This is a genomic window from Citricoccus sp. I39-566 (genome assembly GCF_031432995.1).
GTDB classification, from domain to species: domain Bacteria; phylum Actinomycetota; class Actinomycetes; order Actinomycetales; family Micrococcaceae; genus Citricoccus; species Citricoccus nitrophenolicus_A.
In genome coordinates, this window is sequence record NZ_CP133842.1 from 1,848,761 (window position 1) to 1,862,776 (window position 14,016).

Annotated in this window: 15 protein-coding genes; 9 read left to right on the forward strand and 6 right to left on the reverse strand. The window is 72.6% G+C overall.

All coding sequences use genetic code 11. The features are described 5' to 3' along the window. Positions 1-20: 20 nt before the first annotated feature. Genes hisB through RE421_RS08495 form a run of 5 tightly spaced genes read left to right on the forward strand, consistent with a single transcriptional unit; the run spans position 21 to position 3,163 of the window. Positions 21-638, forward strand: a complete 618-nt coding sequence (gene hisB, locus RE421_RS08475; protein ID WP_309808728.1) for an imidazoleglycerol-phosphate dehydratase HisB — start codon at positions 21-23, stop codon at positions 636-638. Then, the gene (gene hisH / locus RE421_RS08480; RefSeq protein WP_309808730.1) at positions 635-1,267 is read left to right on the forward strand and encodes an imidazole glycerol phosphate synthase subunit HisH; all 633 of its coding nucleotides are present in this window, start codon (positions 635-637) and stop codon (positions 1,265-1,267) included. The genes hisB and hisH overlap by 4 nt, the downstream gene beginning before the upstream one ends. After that, on the forward strand, positions 1,267-1,422 hold the full coding sequence (locus RE421_RS08485) for a hypothetical protein (protein ID WP_309808732.1): 156 nt from the start codon (positions 1,267-1,269) through the stop codon (positions 1,420-1,422). Before hisH ends, RE421_RS08485 begins: the two co-directional genes overlap by 1 nt. 26 nt (positions 1,423-1,448) lie before the next feature. Continuing rightward, the gene (gene priA / locus RE421_RS08490; RefSeq protein WP_309808734.1) at positions 1,449-2,252 is read left to right on the forward strand and encodes a bifunctional 1-(5-phosphoribosyl)-5-((5-phosphoribosylamino)methylideneamino)imidazole-4-carboxamide isomerase/phosphoribosylanthranilate isomerase PriA; all 804 of its coding nucleotides are present in this window, start codon (positions 1,449-1,451) and stop codon (positions 2,250-2,252) included. After that, positions 2,249-3,163 (forward strand): SseB family protein, encoded by a 915-nt coding sequence (locus tag RE421_RS08495; protein ID WP_309808736.1) that lies wholly within the window; start codon positions 2,249-2,251, stop codon positions 3,161-3,163. Before priA ends, RE421_RS08495 begins: the two co-directional genes overlap by 4 nt. On the opposite strand, the gene RE421_RS08500 is transcribed toward RE421_RS08495, so the two are convergent. The 3 genes from RE421_RS08500 to RE421_RS08510 are packed head-to-tail and all read right to left on the reverse strand — an operon-like array spanning position 3,153 to position 5,522. Then, positions 3,153-3,644 (reverse strand): MarR family transcriptional regulator, encoded by a 492-nt coding sequence (locus RE421_RS08500; protein ID WP_309808738.1) that lies wholly within the window; start codon positions 3,642-3,644, stop codon positions 3,153-3,155. The two genes, RE421_RS08495 and RE421_RS08500, sit on opposite strands and share 11 nt — an antisense overlap. Next, positions 3,634-4,314: a CE1759 family FMN reductase gene (locus tag RE421_RS08505; protein ID WP_309808740.1), complete on the reverse strand. Its 681-nt coding sequence runs from the start codon at positions 4,312-4,314 to the stop codon at positions 3,634-3,636. Before RE421_RS08505 ends, RE421_RS08500 begins: the two co-directional genes overlap by 11 nt. Beyond that, positions 4,311-5,522: an LLM class flavin-dependent oxidoreductase gene (locus RE421_RS08510; protein ID WP_309808742.1), complete on the reverse strand. Its 1,212-nt coding sequence runs from the start codon at positions 5,520-5,522 to the stop codon at positions 4,311-4,313. Before RE421_RS08510 ends, RE421_RS08505 begins: the two co-directional genes overlap by 4 nt. 118 nt (positions 5,523-5,640) lie before the next feature. Here RE421_RS08510 and RE421_RS08515 point away from each other — a divergent pair, with 118 nt between their 5' ends. Both RE421_RS08515 and RE421_RS08520 read left to right on the forward strand, forming a co-directional pair. Beyond that, entirely contained in the window at positions 5,641-6,213 is a 573-nt protein-coding gene (locus RE421_RS08515) for an LURP-one-related family protein (protein ID WP_309808743.1), read from the forward strand. Positions 6,214-6,252: 39 nt separating this feature from the next. Continuing rightward, on the forward strand, positions 6,253-7,662 hold the full coding sequence (locus RE421_RS08520) for an MFS transporter (RefSeq protein WP_309808745.1): 1,410 nt from the start codon (positions 6,253-6,255) through the stop codon (positions 7,660-7,662). Here the strand turns inward: RE421_RS08520 and RE421_RS08525 are convergent. After that, entirely contained in the window at positions 7,659-8,249 is a 591-nt protein-coding gene (locus RE421_RS08525; RefSeq protein ID WP_309808747.1) for a dienelactone hydrolase family protein, read from the reverse strand. The genes RE421_RS08520 and RE421_RS08525 overlap by 4 nt on opposite strands. Before the next feature lie 31 nt (positions 8,250-8,280). After that, entirely contained in the window at positions 8,281-9,081 is an 801-nt protein-coding gene (locus tag RE421_RS08530; protein ID WP_309808750.1) for a TetR/AcrR family transcriptional regulator, read from the reverse strand. Positions 9,082-9,178: 97 nt separating this feature from the next. Between RE421_RS08530 and RE421_RS08535 the strand changes: the two genes are divergently transcribed. Both RE421_RS08535 and RE421_RS08540 read left to right on the forward strand, forming a co-directional pair. Then, a complete protein-coding gene (locus tag RE421_RS08535) occupies positions 9,179-10,063 on the forward strand; it encodes an ATP-binding cassette domain-containing protein (protein WP_309808752.1) in 885 nt (294 codons plus the stop codon). Beyond that, entirely contained in the window at positions 10,060-10,878 is an 819-nt protein-coding gene (locus RE421_RS08540) for an ABC transporter permease (RefSeq protein ID WP_309808754.1), read from the forward strand. Before RE421_RS08535 ends, RE421_RS08540 begins: the two co-directional genes overlap by 4 nt. Here the strand turns inward: RE421_RS08540 and RE421_RS08545 are convergent. Further along, positions 10,841-13,696, reverse strand: coding sequence for an FtsK/SpoIIIE domain-containing protein (locus tag RE421_RS08545; RefSeq protein ID WP_309808756.1), 2,856 nt, complete (start codon positions 13,694-13,696; stop codon positions 10,841-10,843). The genes RE421_RS08540 and RE421_RS08545 overlap by 38 nt on opposite strands. Positions 13,697-14,016: the final 320 nt, after the last annotated feature.

A 14,016-nucleotide genomic window follows, 5' to 3' on the forward strand; every position in this document is an offset into this window, starting at 1 on the left:
TCATGCAAGGAGTCGCCGCCATGGGCGCAGAGCTGATCTCCGGCCGCACGGCCCGGATGCAGCGGACCACGTCCGAATCCGATGTGTACCTCGAGATGGACCTGGACGGGACCGGGACCTCGGAGATCTCCACGGGCGTGCCGTTCTACGACCACATGCTCACCGCCCTGTCCAAGCACTCGCAGATCGACCTGACGGTGCGGGCCACGGGGGACACCCACATCGACGTGCACCACACGGTGGAGGACGTGGCCATCACCCTCGGCGAGGTCCTGAGGACCGCCCTGGGGGACAAGGCCGGCATCCGCCGGTTCGGCGAGGCCTCGGTGCCGCTGGACGAGGCGCTCGCGCGCGCCGTCGTCGACGTCTCCGGCCGCCCCTACCTGGTACACACCGGGGAGCCGGAAGGCCAGCAGTACCACCTGATCGGGGGGCACTTCACGGGGTCCATGACGCGCCACGTCTTCGAGGCCATCACCTACCACGCCTCCATCTGCCTGCACATGGACGTGGTCCGCGGCCGGGACCCGCACCACATCGTGGAGGCCCAGTTCAAGGCCTTCGCCCGCGCCCTGCGCGCCGCGGTGGAGGACGACCCGCGCGTGACCGGCGTGCCGTCCACCAAGGGAGCGCTGTGAAGCCCACCGTCGCCGTGCTGGACTACGGCTCCGGCAACACCCACTCCGCCGTCCGCGCCCTGCAGCGCGCCGGGGCGGACGCCGAGCTGATGGCGGACGCGGACGCCGTGATGAACGCGGACGGGCTCGTGGTCCCCGGCGTGGGCGCCTTCGCCTCCGTGATGGCCGCCCTGCAGCAGATCGGTGCGACCCGCTGGATCGGCCGCCGGGTGGCTGGCGGCCGTCCCGTGCTCGGGATCTGCGTGGGCCACCAGATCCTGTTCGACGCCGGGGTGGAGCACGGCGTGCGCACCCAGGGCATGGCCGAGTGGCCGGGCGTGGTGGAGGCCCTGCCGGCGAGCATCGTCCCGCACATGGGCTGGAACACCGTCCGCCCGGCGGCCGGCTCGCAGCTGTTCCGCGGCATCGAGGAGGAACGCTTCTACTTCGTGCACTCCTACGGGGTGCTGGACTGGACCTTCGACCAGACCCACCAGGCGATGAACCCACCGCAGGTCACCTGGTCCCACCACGGGGCGGACTTCATCGCCGCCGTGGAGAATGGCCCGCTCTCCGCCACCCAGTTCCACCCGGAGAAGTCCGGGGACGCCGGCATGCAGCTGCTGTCCAACTGGCTGGAGACCCTGTAATGCCGTACTGGACCACCCTGCTGATCGCGCTGGGCGGGCTGCTGCTCGGCGGCGCCTACTCCCTGCGCAAGCAGGAGTTCCCCCTCTGGCTGCAGATCGGCTTCGTGGTCTGCGCCGGCCTGGCCATCCTCGCCGGCATCCTGCTGGCCCAGTAGTTCTCCCGTACCCGAAAGGACCCTTCGTGACCGTTGAATCCCAGCCGAAGAAGCTCGAGCTGTTGCCCGCCGTGGACGTCCAGGACGGCCAGGCCGTGAGGCTCGTCCAGGGCGAGGCCGGCACCGCCACCGGGTACGGAGAGCCCCTGGAGGCCGCCCTGGCCTTCCAGCAGGCCGGCGCCGAGTGGATCCACCTGGTGGACCTGGACGCCGCCTTCGGCCGCGGGGACAACCGCGAGGTCATGTCCCGCGTGGTCACCGAGCTGGGCGTGAAGATCGAGCTCTCCGGCGGCATTCGGGACGACGCCTCGCTGGAGAACGCCCTTCAGATGGGCGCCACCCGCGTCAACCTCGGCACCGCCGCCCTGGAGGACCCCGAGTGGACGGCGCGGGTCATCGAGCGCTTCGGTGACCGGATCGCCGTCGGGCTGGACGTCCGCGGCACCACGCTGGCCGCCCGCGGCTGGACGAAGGAGGGCGGGGACCTCTGGGAGGTGCTGGACCGCCTCGAGGAGGCCGGCTGCGCCCGCTACGTGGTCACGGACGTCACCAAGGACGGCACCCTGAAGGGCCCGAACACCGAACTGCTGGCGCAGGTCGCCGAGAGGACCGCCAAGCCCGTGGTCGCCTCCGGCGGCATCTCCTCGCTCGAGGACATCGCCGCCCTCTACGCGATGGTGGGCGCGGGGACCGCCGGTCCGGGAGCCGGCGTCGAGGGCGCCATCATGGGCAAGGCCCTCTACGCCGGGCGCTTCACCCTCGAGCAGGCCCTGGCCGTGGCCAGCGGTGCCAGCATCGAGCAGGCGGTGGCGGAGCACCCCGCCCCGTGACCGGCCCCGACGGCGGCCGTCACCTCCCCGGGCACATCCAGGCGGCCCTCAACCGGAACCTGCAGCGGCAACGGCCGCCACAACAACGGGACGACGCCGGCCGCCCGGCCGACTCCGCGGGCGTCGCCTGGGAGGGCCGTGACCTCTCCGGCGGCGGGATCGACGGCTCGGCGAACCCGCTGCACGCCTTCGACGCCGACGACGGTACGGCGGACCCCGCGTGGGGCGCCGTGCTGGATCGGTTGGCCGCGGGTGAGGCAGGGGAGCCCGAGGTGGTGGACACGCTGTCCCGGATGCGGGTGTTCGCCGCCGTGGTGCCGACCGTCGCCGAACACGACGAGCACGGCGGTGAGAAGGAGGCCGACGTCGCGATCGTGACGCTGAAGGCCCCGGACGGCCGCACCGCCCTGCCCGTGTTCACGCACGTGCCGGCGCTGACCGCCTGGCACCCGCAGGCCCGGCCCGTGGCCACCTGGATGCCGCGCGCCTGCCTGTCCGCCGTGGACGAGGGCGCCGAGCTCGTGGTGGTGGACCCCGCCGCGGAGCGCACCTTCGTGGTGCGACGGCCGGCCGTGTGGGCGCTGGCCCAGCAGCGGGACTGGACCCCCGCCTATGCCGACGAGGCGCTGGCCGACGAGCTGGCCGCCGTCGTGGACCTCGTGCCGGGCCTGGACCGGATCGGGCTGGCTCCCGGCGCCGGGGTGGCCTCCCGCACCGCCGCCGGCGCCGTGTTGCCCGGTGGTGGTTCCGGGCCGGAGCTGCGGCTCGTGGCCTACCCGGAGGCTCAGTTGGCGACCGCGGAGGACGAGGCCGGGCTGCGGCTGATGGCCGCGACCCTACAGCAGGTCCTCGGTGAGGTGCCGTCCCTGGCGGAGAAGGCGGACTCGGTGGAGATCACCATTAGCCGTTGACGGACTCCAGCCCCCGGCCCAGCCGGGAGAACACCCGCAGCAGGGTCCCGGCCTCGCCGTCCTCGAGCTGGTCGAGGAACAGGTCCTGCACCTGGCGCGAATGCAGGGCCGCGGCCTTGCGGAAGAGGTGCCGGCCGTCGTCGGTGATCACGGCCTCCGCCCCGCGCCGGTCCGTGGCCGAGGCGCAGCGCTCCACCAGCCCCCGCTGCTCCAGGGTCTTGACCTGGTAGGTGACGCGGGACGGGGAGAAGACCATGAGGCGGGCCAGCTCGCCCATCCGCATCCTGCCCTCCGGGGCCTCGGAGAGCAGCAGCAACAGGTTGTAGTCGGCCAGGTGCAGGTCCGCGCCGTCCTTGAGCGTCCGGTCCAGCCGGTCCTGCAGCAGCGCAGTGGCCTCGAAGTAGGCCCGCCACGCCTGCCGCGGCAGTCCGGCCTCGGTGTGCCCCGGCGCGGCCGTCCGGGACCACGCGTCAGTTCCCACGGAGGAGCTGGTCAAAGGGGATCACCTCCAGCGGCTTGGCCTCGCCGGACTGGCGCCGCGGTCGGGCCGGCAGCCGTCCCACCACGGAGGCCAGGTCCTCGCCGGCGGCGTCGATCCGGTGCTGCAGCGGCGTGGTGCGCGCCGACTCCTGGCCGCCGGTGACCTCGCCCCAGTCGTCCGAGGCGGCGAAGACGGAGGAGGAGAGGACCTTGGTGCGCAGGTAGCTGAACAGTGGCCGCAGGGCCGTGTCGATCATCAGGGAGTGCCGGGGCGTGCCGCCGGTGGCGCCGAGCAGCACGGGCACCCCGCGCAGGGCGTCGTTGTCCACGAGGTCCCAGAACGCCTTGAACAGCCCCGAATAGCTGGCCTTGAAGGTGGGGGAGACGGTGACGACGGCGTCCGCCTGCTCCACCTCGTCCAGGGCCGCCTGCAGCGCCTCGGACCGGGCCGTATTCACGGTGGCCTCGGCGATCTCGGTGGCCAGCAGCCGGATCTCCACGAGGTGGACCTCCGGGACGATGCCCTCGGCGGAGAGCAGGTCCGCGGCGGCCGTGGCCATCCGGTTCGCCAGCTGCGTGGAGGAGGAGGGATCCCCCAGGCCGCCGGAGACCACCACGAGGTGGCGGGCCTGCGGCGTGAAGGGATCGGTGGCTTCCGGGGAGATGCTCACTGGGAGGCCCCCTTCTGCCCGGCGCCGGTCTCTGCCTCGGCCTTCGCCGCGCGCTCCTGCGCGTCCTGGTGGGCCTGCGAGCCCTCCTTGCCGCCCGGCACGGGGGCCTCACCGCGGCGGGCCCGCTCCACCAGGAACTCGTGGCTCGGCGCCTCGGGGACGTCCGCGGGCTTGAGGGCCGCGAACTCCTTGCGCAGCACGGGCAGGACCTCCTCGCCGAAGAGGTCGATCTGCTCCAGCACCACGTCCGTGGGCAGGCCGGCGTGGTCCACGAGGAACATCTGGCGCTGGTAGTCGCCCACCCAGTCCCGGAACTCGAGGGTGCGCTCGATGACCTGCTGCGGGGACCCCACGGTCAGCGGGGTCATCCGGGTGAACTGCTCCAGGGACGGGCCGTGGCCGTACACCGGGGCGTTGTCGAAGTACGGGCGGAAGGTCTTGACGGCGTCCTGCGAGTTCTTGGCCATGAACGCCTGCCCGCCCAGTCCCACGTAGGCCTGGTGGGCCTGGCCGTGACCGTAGTACTCGTAGCGCTGGCGGTAGAGCTGCACCATCTGGATGATGTGCTCCTTGTTCCAGAAGATGTTGTTGTGGAAGAACCCGTCACCGTAGTAGGCGGCCTGCTCGGCGATCTCCGCGGAGCGGATCGAGCCGTGCCACACGAAGGGCGCCACGCCGTCCAGCGGCTGCGGGGTCAGGGTGAAGTCCTGCAGCGGGGTGCGGAAGCGGCCCTGCCAGTCGATGTTCTCCTCGTGCCACAGACGGTAGAGCAGGTGGTAGTTCTCCACGGCCAGCGGGATGCCCTGGCGGATGTCCTTGCCGAACCACGGGTAGACCGGGCCGGTGTTGCCGCGGCCCATGGTCAGGTCCAGCCGGCCGTCCGCCAGGTGCTGCAGGTAGGAGTAGTCCTCCGCCAGGCGCACCGGGTCCATGGTGGTGATGAGGGTGGTGGCCGTGGACAGGATCAGCTTCTCGGTCTGCGCGGCCAGGAAGGCCAGCAGCGTGGGCGGGTTGCCGGGCGCCACGAACGGCGGGTTGTGGTGCTGGCCCGTGGCGAAGACCTCGAAGCCGGCCTGCTCCGCGTGCTTCGCGATCCTCACGGTGTCCTTGATGCGCTGGTGCTCGGTGGGGGTGGTGCCGTTGGTGGGGGTGGTGCCGTTGGTGGGGTCGGTGGTGATGTCGCCGATGGTGAAGACGCCGAACTGCATGATGTGCTCCCTGCTGGTCTGCCGTGGGTGATGGCCTCGGTGAAAGTATTGCAAATTTGAATCACCCAGTCCAACGGTGGGGTGCCGCGGACTATTCCCGATGGGGGAGACTGGATCCATGAGCAGCACGAACGCCCTCACGCAGACGAACCTCCTGGTGATGCAGCAGGTCACCGGATTCCTGTCCAACGACTTCGCCCTCGAGGACTCCGAGGGCCGGGCCGTGGCCTACGGGCACACCCGGGGCTCGGCGGCCTCCCGCTTCTTCGGCGGCAACCGCTCCTTCGAGATCACGGACCTCTCCGGCACGCCGCTGTTCCAGGTCCACGATCCGATGACCCTCGGCCGGGACCGCTACCGGGTCACCGGTCCGGGCGGGGAGCCCCTCGCCGAGCTGGTCCAGCGCATCGCCTTCTTCCGGACCTCCGTGGCGGTCTCCGTGGTGGACGGCACCGAGCTGCAGCTGGACGGATCGCTGTCCGGATTCTCCTTCCGCCTGATGGCCGGCGAGACCTCCGTGGCCACCGTGGACCGCCAGTGGGCCGGACTCGGCAAGGCTCTGCTGGGCCGCAGCCGCTACGGGCTCTCCCTGGACCCGGGGATGCCCGAGCTGGTGCGCTACGCCGTGATCGGCTCCGTGATCGCCCTGGACCTGATCCGGGACAAGCAGAACCGCCGGAACAGCAACTGATCGGCGCCCGTCCGGTGACGCGCGGGTAACCTGATCCTCGTGAACTTCGCCGCCTATGGTCAGCTGCTGCGGGACACCCGCATCCGCCGGGTCCTGGGCGTCGGCTTCATCGCCCGGTTCCCCAACGCCGCCACCGGCATCATCCTCACCCTGCACGTGGCGGTCACCCTGGACCAGGGCTACGGCGCCGCAGGGCTGGCCGTGGCCGCCATGACGCTGGGCATGGCCGTCGGCTCCCCGTGGCGCGGCCGGCTCGTGGACCGGCTCGGGCTGCGCCGGGCGCTGATCCCCTCCGTGGTGAGCCTGGGGATCGTCTGGACCGCGGTGCCGTTCCTGGACTTCCCCTGGCTGCTGATCGGCGCCTTCCTCGGCGGGCTGTTCTCCCTGCCCGTGTTCTCCGTGGTGCGCCAGTCCATCGGCGTGCTCACCCACGGGCCGAAGCGGGAGACGGCCTTCGCCCTGGACTCGATCATCACCGAGACCATCTTCATGATCGGCCCCGCCCTCGGCGCCGTGGTGGCCACCAGCTGGTCCAGCGCGTGGGGGCTGGCGATCGTCGGCTGGTCCGCCGTGGCCGCCGGGGCCTACCTGATGTGGTTCAACCCGCCCACCCGATCCTCCCAGCTGGGCACCTTCCTCGCCCGGCCCGGCACCGAGCGCGAGTACTCCGCCGAGGAGGACCTGCAGCGGGCCGTGGACGGCGCCGTGCACGGGGCCCCGGCCCACCTGGACCTCACGGCCAGCGAGCTGACCACCGGCGCCCTGCCGGTCATCCGGGACCAGGGGCAGCCCGCCCGCGACGCCGGCCCGGCCGCCTCCCCGGGGCCCGTCGCCTCCCCGGGTCTGCTCGCCCGGGTGCGGGCGAACTTCGGCTGGCTCACCGGCACCGCCCTGGCGGTGCTGGCCGTCTCCCTGGGCTCGGGGATGCTGATGTCCGGGACCGAGGTGGCGATCGTCGCGGAACTGGAGCAGTCCGGCGCGGCCGGGCAGGCCGGCGTCGTGATCGCCTTCTGGTGCGGTGCCTCCGCGGTGGGCGGGATCCTCTACGGGGCCCTGGGCCGGCGGGTCTCGCCGCTGCTGCTGCTGGCCCTCTTCGCGCTCGGGACCCTGCCGATGGCGCTCGTGGACGGGGTGTGGGCGCTCGCGGTGGTGTCCATCATCTCGGGGCTGTTCACCGCGCCCACGCTGGCCGCCGCCTCCGCCCTGATGTCCCACGTGGTCACCGAGGACCGGCGCGGGGAGGCGATGGGCTACTACGGCTCCGCCATGACCGCCGGCGCGGCGATGGGGGCGCCGGTGGCCGGGGCTTTCATCGACGGCATCTCGCCCGAGGCCGGCTACCTGTTCGCCGGACTGATCGCCCTGGTGCTGGTGGGGGTGGCGGTGGCGGCCCGGACGGTGCGTCGGTCGGCGGCGCGGCGCCGGCGGGCGGTGCCGGGCGTACCTTAACCGTCCTGCCGCCCCTGCGGTCCGAGCCGGCCGAGGGTCTCCAGGGTGCGGGCCAGGACGAGTTCGGTGGCGGCGGCGTCGAAGCCGGGGTGGCCGTGCTCGGTGAACAGGTGCTGGTCTCCCGGGTACTCATAGAGCTCGGCGACCTCGCCGGCCAGGGTCCACGCCACGGGCAGGTCCTCCTCGCCCCACGGGTCCGCGCTCTTCAGGTGGATCTCCAGCGCGACGTTTTCCGGCCAGCGCGGCGCGAAGTGGTCCACCGGCAGGGCGGCGGAGACGCTGATGCAGGCGCGGGCGGCGGGGCGGGTCTGGGCGAGTCGGTAGGCCGGCATGGCCCCGAGGGAGATCCCGAGGAACGCGGTGGCCCCGGGGTGGGAGTCCGCGGCCTCATCGGCCCGCCGCAGGATCGCGTCCACGCCCACGTCCTGCTCGGCGTGGGCGACCCCGTCCTCGATCGTGGCGAAGGTGCGCCCCTCGAAGAGGTCCGGGGTGTGGACCTCGTGGCCGGCCTCGCTGAGCCGGCCGGCGAGCCAGCGGACGCCGTCGGTCAGGCCCAGGGCGTGGTGGAACAGCAGGATCTCACTCATGAGCCGATGATCCGGGCCCGGTGCCTCCGGGTCAACCGCGGGCGGCCGGTCCGGCGGCCCGACGCGCGATCAGGGCGTCGATCCCGGCGGTGATGAGGTCGAGTCCCAGGGCGTACTCCATCTCCACGTCGGCCGGGTCCCCCGGGGCTTCGGTGGCGGCACCCGCCGGGGACCCGGCGTCCTCCATGAACCCGCCGGAGGAGATCAAGGCCGCCAGATGGGGGAACTCCTCCGCGGTGACCACGGTCCCGAGCTGCTCCAGGCCCTCCGGGGTCATGGACAGTCCGCCCTCCACGGCGAGGGAGCGCTCCAGCTCCACGAGGGACATCGCGTGCTGCGAGATCAGCAGGATCACGCCGATCTTCTCGCCCTCCTCCAGGTCCAGGCCGGCCATGGTGGCGAGCCCCAGCTCGGCGGCACGCAGGGTGTTGGGCATCAGGACCGCGGTCTGGTCCCGGGGCAGGTCCAGGAGCCACGGGCGGGCGCGGTAGGACCGGCGCACCACCTCCGCCCAGGCCTTGATCCCCTCCGGCCAGGTGGCGGGCAGATCCAGTCCGGCGGGAATCTGGACGGCCTCGTTCTGCATGAGGCGCAGCAGTTCGTCCTTGCTGCTGACATATCGGTACAGGGACATGGTGGTGAAGCCCAGTTCGCGGGCCACGGAGGCCATGGTCACGGCGGCCAGTCCGTCCCGGTCCGCGATCGCGACGCCGGCCTCGGCGATGCGCTGATGGTCCAGTCCCCGGGCGGGGCCCCGTTGCGGCGTCTGGAGCAGTCCCCAGGCCGCGGCCACGGCCCGCGGCAGCCCGCCCTCGGTGGTGTCTTCTCCCATCCCTGCATCATCTCACCGGTGCGGACGACCCGTGGACGGGCGTGACTGTGTATGCCATACTCAGTGTATGACATAGGCAGACAAGCTCCTGCTCGAGGTGTCCGGACTGTCCATGAGCTTCGGCGCCCAGCGGGTCCTCGACGGCCTGGACCTGCGGCTGCCGCCGGGGATCCACGCCCTGCTGGGGCCGAACGGTGCGGGGAAGACCACCCTCGTGAACATCCTGTCCACGTTGCTGCGGCCGACGTCCGGCCGGGCCCGGGTCCTCGGGCTGGACACGCAGAGCGACCGTCGCCGGCTGCAGCGCCGGATCGCCCTGACCGGCCAGTACGCCGCGGTGGACGAGGGCCTCAGCGGCGCGGAGAACCTGCTGATGATGGGTCAGCTCTTCGGCCTGTCCCGCGGGGTGTCCCTGAAGCGCGGGGACGAGCTCCTCGGGCGCTTCGGCCTGATGCCGGCACGGGCCGCCCGGGTCTCCACCTATTCCGGGGGCATGCGCCGCAAACTGGACCTCGCCGTCAGCCTCATCGCCGAGCCGGAGCTGATCTTCCTGGACGAGCCGACCACGGGCCTCGACACCCGCAGCCGGCAGGCGCTCTGGGACGAGATCCACCGGCTGGCCGGGCAGGGCACCTCGGTGTTCCTGACCACCCAGTACCTGGACGAGGCCGAGGCGCTCGCCGAGCGGATCCTCGTGCTGGACGGCGGGCGGATCGTGGCCGAGGGGACGGCGGACGTGCTCAAGGACCGCGTGGGCGGCACCACCATCCAGCTCCATGACGACTCCGGCCGGCTGGTCTCCGAGCACCCCACGGACGGGACCACGGCGGACGTGGCCCGCACCCTCACCGGGCTCGCCGGCCGGGACCCCGGGCTCGCCGTGACGGTCCGCAAGCCCAGTATGGACGAGGTGTTCCTGCAGCTCACGGGTCATGTGGCCGCCGGGCACGAGCCCACCGAGCGCGAGGAGGCGGCCGCATGAGTGTCGTACAGTCCGTCCGGTCCGCCCCGTCCCCGGCGGCCACCGGCGCCGGGTTCCTGACCGGGCTGCGGGTCTTCTCGGCCCGCAGCCTCAAGAAATCCTTCCGGGGTGGGGAGTCCCTGCTGATGGCCATCCTGCTGCCGGTCTTCCTCATGCTGATCTTCACCTTCGTGATGGGCGGGGCCATCGACGTGGGCGGGGGAGGGCGCCAGGCCTACCTGGCCTACGTCATGCCCGCCGTGGTGCTCACCGCCGCCGGATTCGGGGCCTCCTACACGGCCGTGGTGGTCAGTCAGGACGTCACCACGGGATTCATGAACCGGTTGCGGACCATGCCCTTCCCCGCGGTGACCGTGCTGTTGGGGCACGCCGTCTCCTCCATGGTGCGCAACCTGATCGCCACCGCCGTGGTCTTCGCGGTGGGCTTCGGGGTGGGCTTCCGGACGGAGGTCGGCGCGGGGCAGCTGCTGGGCTCCGTGGGCCTGATCCTGCTCTGGATCCTGGCCATCACCGTCATCTTCGCCCTGCTGGGACTCGTGGCCGGCTCGCCGGAGTCCGCCAACGGCTACGGCTTCGTGTTGCTGTTCCTGCCGTACGTCTCGAGCGGGTTCGCGCCGGTGGAGACCATGCCCGGCTGGCTGCAGGGTTTCGCGCAGCACCAGCCGATGACCCCGGTGATCGACGCCTCGCGGGCCCTGATGAACGGCCAGGACGCCGGGGCGGACCTCTGGATCGCCGTGGCCTGGTGCCTGGGGTTCATGGCGGTGGCCGTGTGGATCATGGCCGTGGTGTTCCCGCGGAAGGTGGCTCGCTGAGCTGGACGGCGATCCCCGGCGCGGGGTGCTCCGGTGAGACCATCACGGCGCGTCCGGGGACCTCCTTCACGCGGTGCAGGGTGGGCCAGACCATCCGGTGCTCCGGGGTGGTCCCGGCCGGTAGGTAGAACCGGATCGGGATCTGGCCGAGGACCCGGCCGCCGGCCAGCTCCCGGCCCCCGAAGACGGCGACGGCCAAGAGCCCCGGTCCATGGTCCCGCAGCAGGTGGGTGAGGTGCTCCTCGAGGGTCTCGTAGCCCGTCCCGACCCGCTGGGTGGCCCACCGTCCCCAGTGGGTCACCACGAGCCGGGCCGGGGACGGCCGGGCCAGCTCAGTCCGGAGCCGGTCAACGATCCCGGCCAGGGCCTCGGCGGAGGCCTGTTCGGCGGTGAGAACGGACCAGTGCGCCGGCCACGCCGGCGTCCCGGCGGGGCACAGCACTCCGGCGCCGTCCAGGACCACGGTGGTCCCGCCGGAGGTGCTGGCAGCGTCTGGGCCGGGACCGTGATCGACCAGCTGGGCCAGCTGGGTCAGGACGTTCCGGGCGGCTTCGTCCACCCCGCCGGCCGCCGTACCGATCCACGCGGCCGGTGCATCCAGCCCGGGCCGCCAGCGCACGGGAACCTGGGCTCGCTGCCGGGGCAGGTCGCCCAGGCCCACGACGACGGCGCCGGGCACCGCAGACCGCTCGGCCGGCGCGGGGGTCCAGGACCCCGGCAGGGCGGGGGTGACCGCCTGCTGCGGGACCGGCAGGCCGCGGGTCTCGGCCTCGCCCCGGATCAGGCCCACCAGTTCCGGCCACGGGGCGGGGACGGCGGCCGTGGGACCCCGCGTCCACGGGGCCAGGGTCGGCGGGCCGGTGACTGCGGAGAACTGACCGGCGCGGAACGGCCGGGCCGGCTGGCCGCCGTGCTTGAGGTAGGCCCGTCCCGGGGCGTCGGCCGGGATGGTGAAGGCCTCGGCAGTCCCCAGCAGGTCCCAAGACTCCTGTTCCGTGGCGGTCCGCAGGCAGATCACGGTGCCGAGGTTGGACCGGACGTCAGGGCCCACGGCACCCTGGGCCCGCTGGGTGGCCAGGACCAGGTGGAATCCGAGGGAACGTCCGGTGGCGGCCAGACGGGCCAGCAGCGCGGCGGCCTGCGGATGGTCGTCCATGAGGACGCGGAGTTCGTCCACAGCCACCACGAGCCGCGGCAGGTCCGCCTCCGGGTGCGCGCGTCGATAGGAACGGAAATCGGGGGCCCCGGCGGCGAGGAACAGCTCCTCCCGGCGCCGCAGTTCGGCGCTCAGCGCGTCGAAGGTGCGCAGGGACTCGGCCTGCGCGAGGTTGGTCTCCACGGACATGGTGTGGGGCAGCTCGGCCAGGGCGGCGAAGGAGGAACCACCCTTGAAGTCCATCAGGACGAAGGACACCTCCGTGGCGGGGTGGGCGGCCGCCAGGCCCGTCAGCAACGTCAACAGCAGCTCCGACTTGCCCGATCCGGTGGTGCCCGCCACGAGCACGTGGGGACCGTGGGACACCAGGTCGATGGCGACGGCCTCCTGGCCGGAGGTCAGCTCCACCCTCAGGGAGTCGACGGCCGCGCCGGTCATCAGGGGGTCAGGCAGTACCAGCACGGCCGCACCGGTCTGACGAGGTGGGCGGGCCGCGGCACCCAGCTCGTCCAGCAGCCAGTCCGCGGTCGAGGCGCTCATGCCGTGATACCTGAACGCCGTGAACTCGAGGTCTCCGAGCCTCGCCACGCCCTGGTCCGGGTCCAATCGGTCCTGCGCCACCGTCGTGACCTCGGGAGCGCCCGCCCGGCCGCCCGGCGGGCCGGCCTCGTTGAGGATCACGCGATGCCAGCCGTCCGGAAGGGGTGGGGCGGCGGCCCCCGGCCAGCAGAGGACGGTGCCGGATGTTCCCCCATCAGCGTCACCCCACCGGGACTCGCCGTCCGGGGTGGCCACGAGGACGCCACGCCCCGTGGCCACGGCGTCACGGCACAGTTGCACCTGCAGCCAGTACGCCAGGGCGCGCAGGGTGGAGGGCTGGCCGGTGACCAGGGTCGCATGGTCCGGGCGTAGCACCGAAGTGGCCGGCAGCTCCACCGTGGCCCAGCGGTCCCAGGAGCCGCCGTCCTTCGCCGAGGCCAACGGGAGTCGGGCCGTGCCGGCACCCCAGCGGACCAGCGGGCCGTCCGGTGCGGACGGCGCCCCGCCGCCGACCCCGAAGCGGTCCGCCGCATCGGACCGTGCGGCCCACGACAGGCGGCCCGGGGTGGGGGCCAGGGCGTCGAGCTGATCACGGATGCGCTGGGCGCCGTCCCGGATCCGTCGGCCGTGGCGCCGGGCGGCGGCCCGGTGCTGAGACCACATGACCGCCACCACGGCCACGGAGACCAGACTGAACAACAGGAAGTACCACAGGCCCGTGACCACGGCCATGACGACGCCGATGACCAGGGGACCGGCGGCCATGATCGCCTGCATCAGGGGATTGGGGCGTGCCGGTTCCGATCCCGGGTCGACGACCAGCCCGGGCAGCTCCCCGACCGGTGTCAGCGGGTGGGGGCGGCCCCGGGCCAGCCGGAACACAGAACTACCGGCCCGGTGGGGGCGGTCGCCGTGCCACCAGGAATAGCAGTGGGCAGTGGGCCGCGGGCTCGGGGCCAGATCGGTGATGCGGACACCGTCTGGTTCCATGTCCAGCCGGAAGTGGGGGGCCGAGAGGAACGGGTCGGCCAGGCGCCATGCGGCGCCATTGCGGCCCACCGTCAGACCCGACCGGGGTAGGGGAGCCAGCCGGCCGGCGTCGGGCCCGTCCTCGGTGATCACCAGGACCTCCGGTCCGTCCCTCCGGGACCCCGACGGGAGCCCCTGCGGCGGTTCCTCCCCGGGTCGTGCCACCACGGTATGGACCCGGCCCGGGGGCAACACTTCGCCGAACGGCCAGGGACAGGAGAAGCGATACCCGGGGAACCGCCCGCGTAATAGTGCATCGATCATCTCCCACGGGTCCTGCACAGGACCGCAGGGAGGATTGACCACCTGCCACCACTGGCCGGCCGTCGCCGGCAGACCCAGGACCCGCAACCACACGCCCGGTTGACCTCCAGTTTCACCGTTTATTGCCGTTCTTCGCCGACGTCGTCGGA

Excerpts from the sequence above, each read along its gene's own strand:
- hisB (WP_309808728.1), top strand. The coding sequence starts at position 21 with ATGGGCGCAGAGCTGATCTCCGGCCGCACGGCCCGGATGCAGCGGACC.
- RE421_RS08485 (WP_309808732.1), top strand. The coding sequence starts at position 1,267 with ATGCCGTACTGGACCACCCTGCTGATCGCGCTGGGCGGGCTGCTGCTC.
- RE421_RS08510 (WP_309808742.1), bottom strand. The coding sequence starts at position 5,522 with ATGCAGTTCGGCGTCTTCACCATCGGCGACATCACCACCGACCCCACC.
- RE421_RS08515 (WP_309808743.1), top strand. The coding sequence starts at position 5,641 with ATGAGCAGCACGAACGCCCTCACGCAGACGAACCTCCTGGTGATGCAG.
- RE421_RS08525 (WP_309808747.1), bottom strand. The coding sequence starts at position 8,249 with ATGAGTGAGATCCTGCTGTTCCACCACGCCCTGGGCCTGACCGACGGC.
- RE421_RS08530 (WP_309808750.1), bottom strand. The coding sequence starts at position 9,081 with ATGGGAGAAGACACCACCGAGGGCGGGCTGCCGCGGGCCGTGGCCGCG.
- RE421_RS08540 (WP_309808754.1), top strand. The coding sequence starts at position 10,060 with ATGAGTGTCGTACAGTCCGTCCGGTCCGCCCCGTCCCCGGCGGCCACC.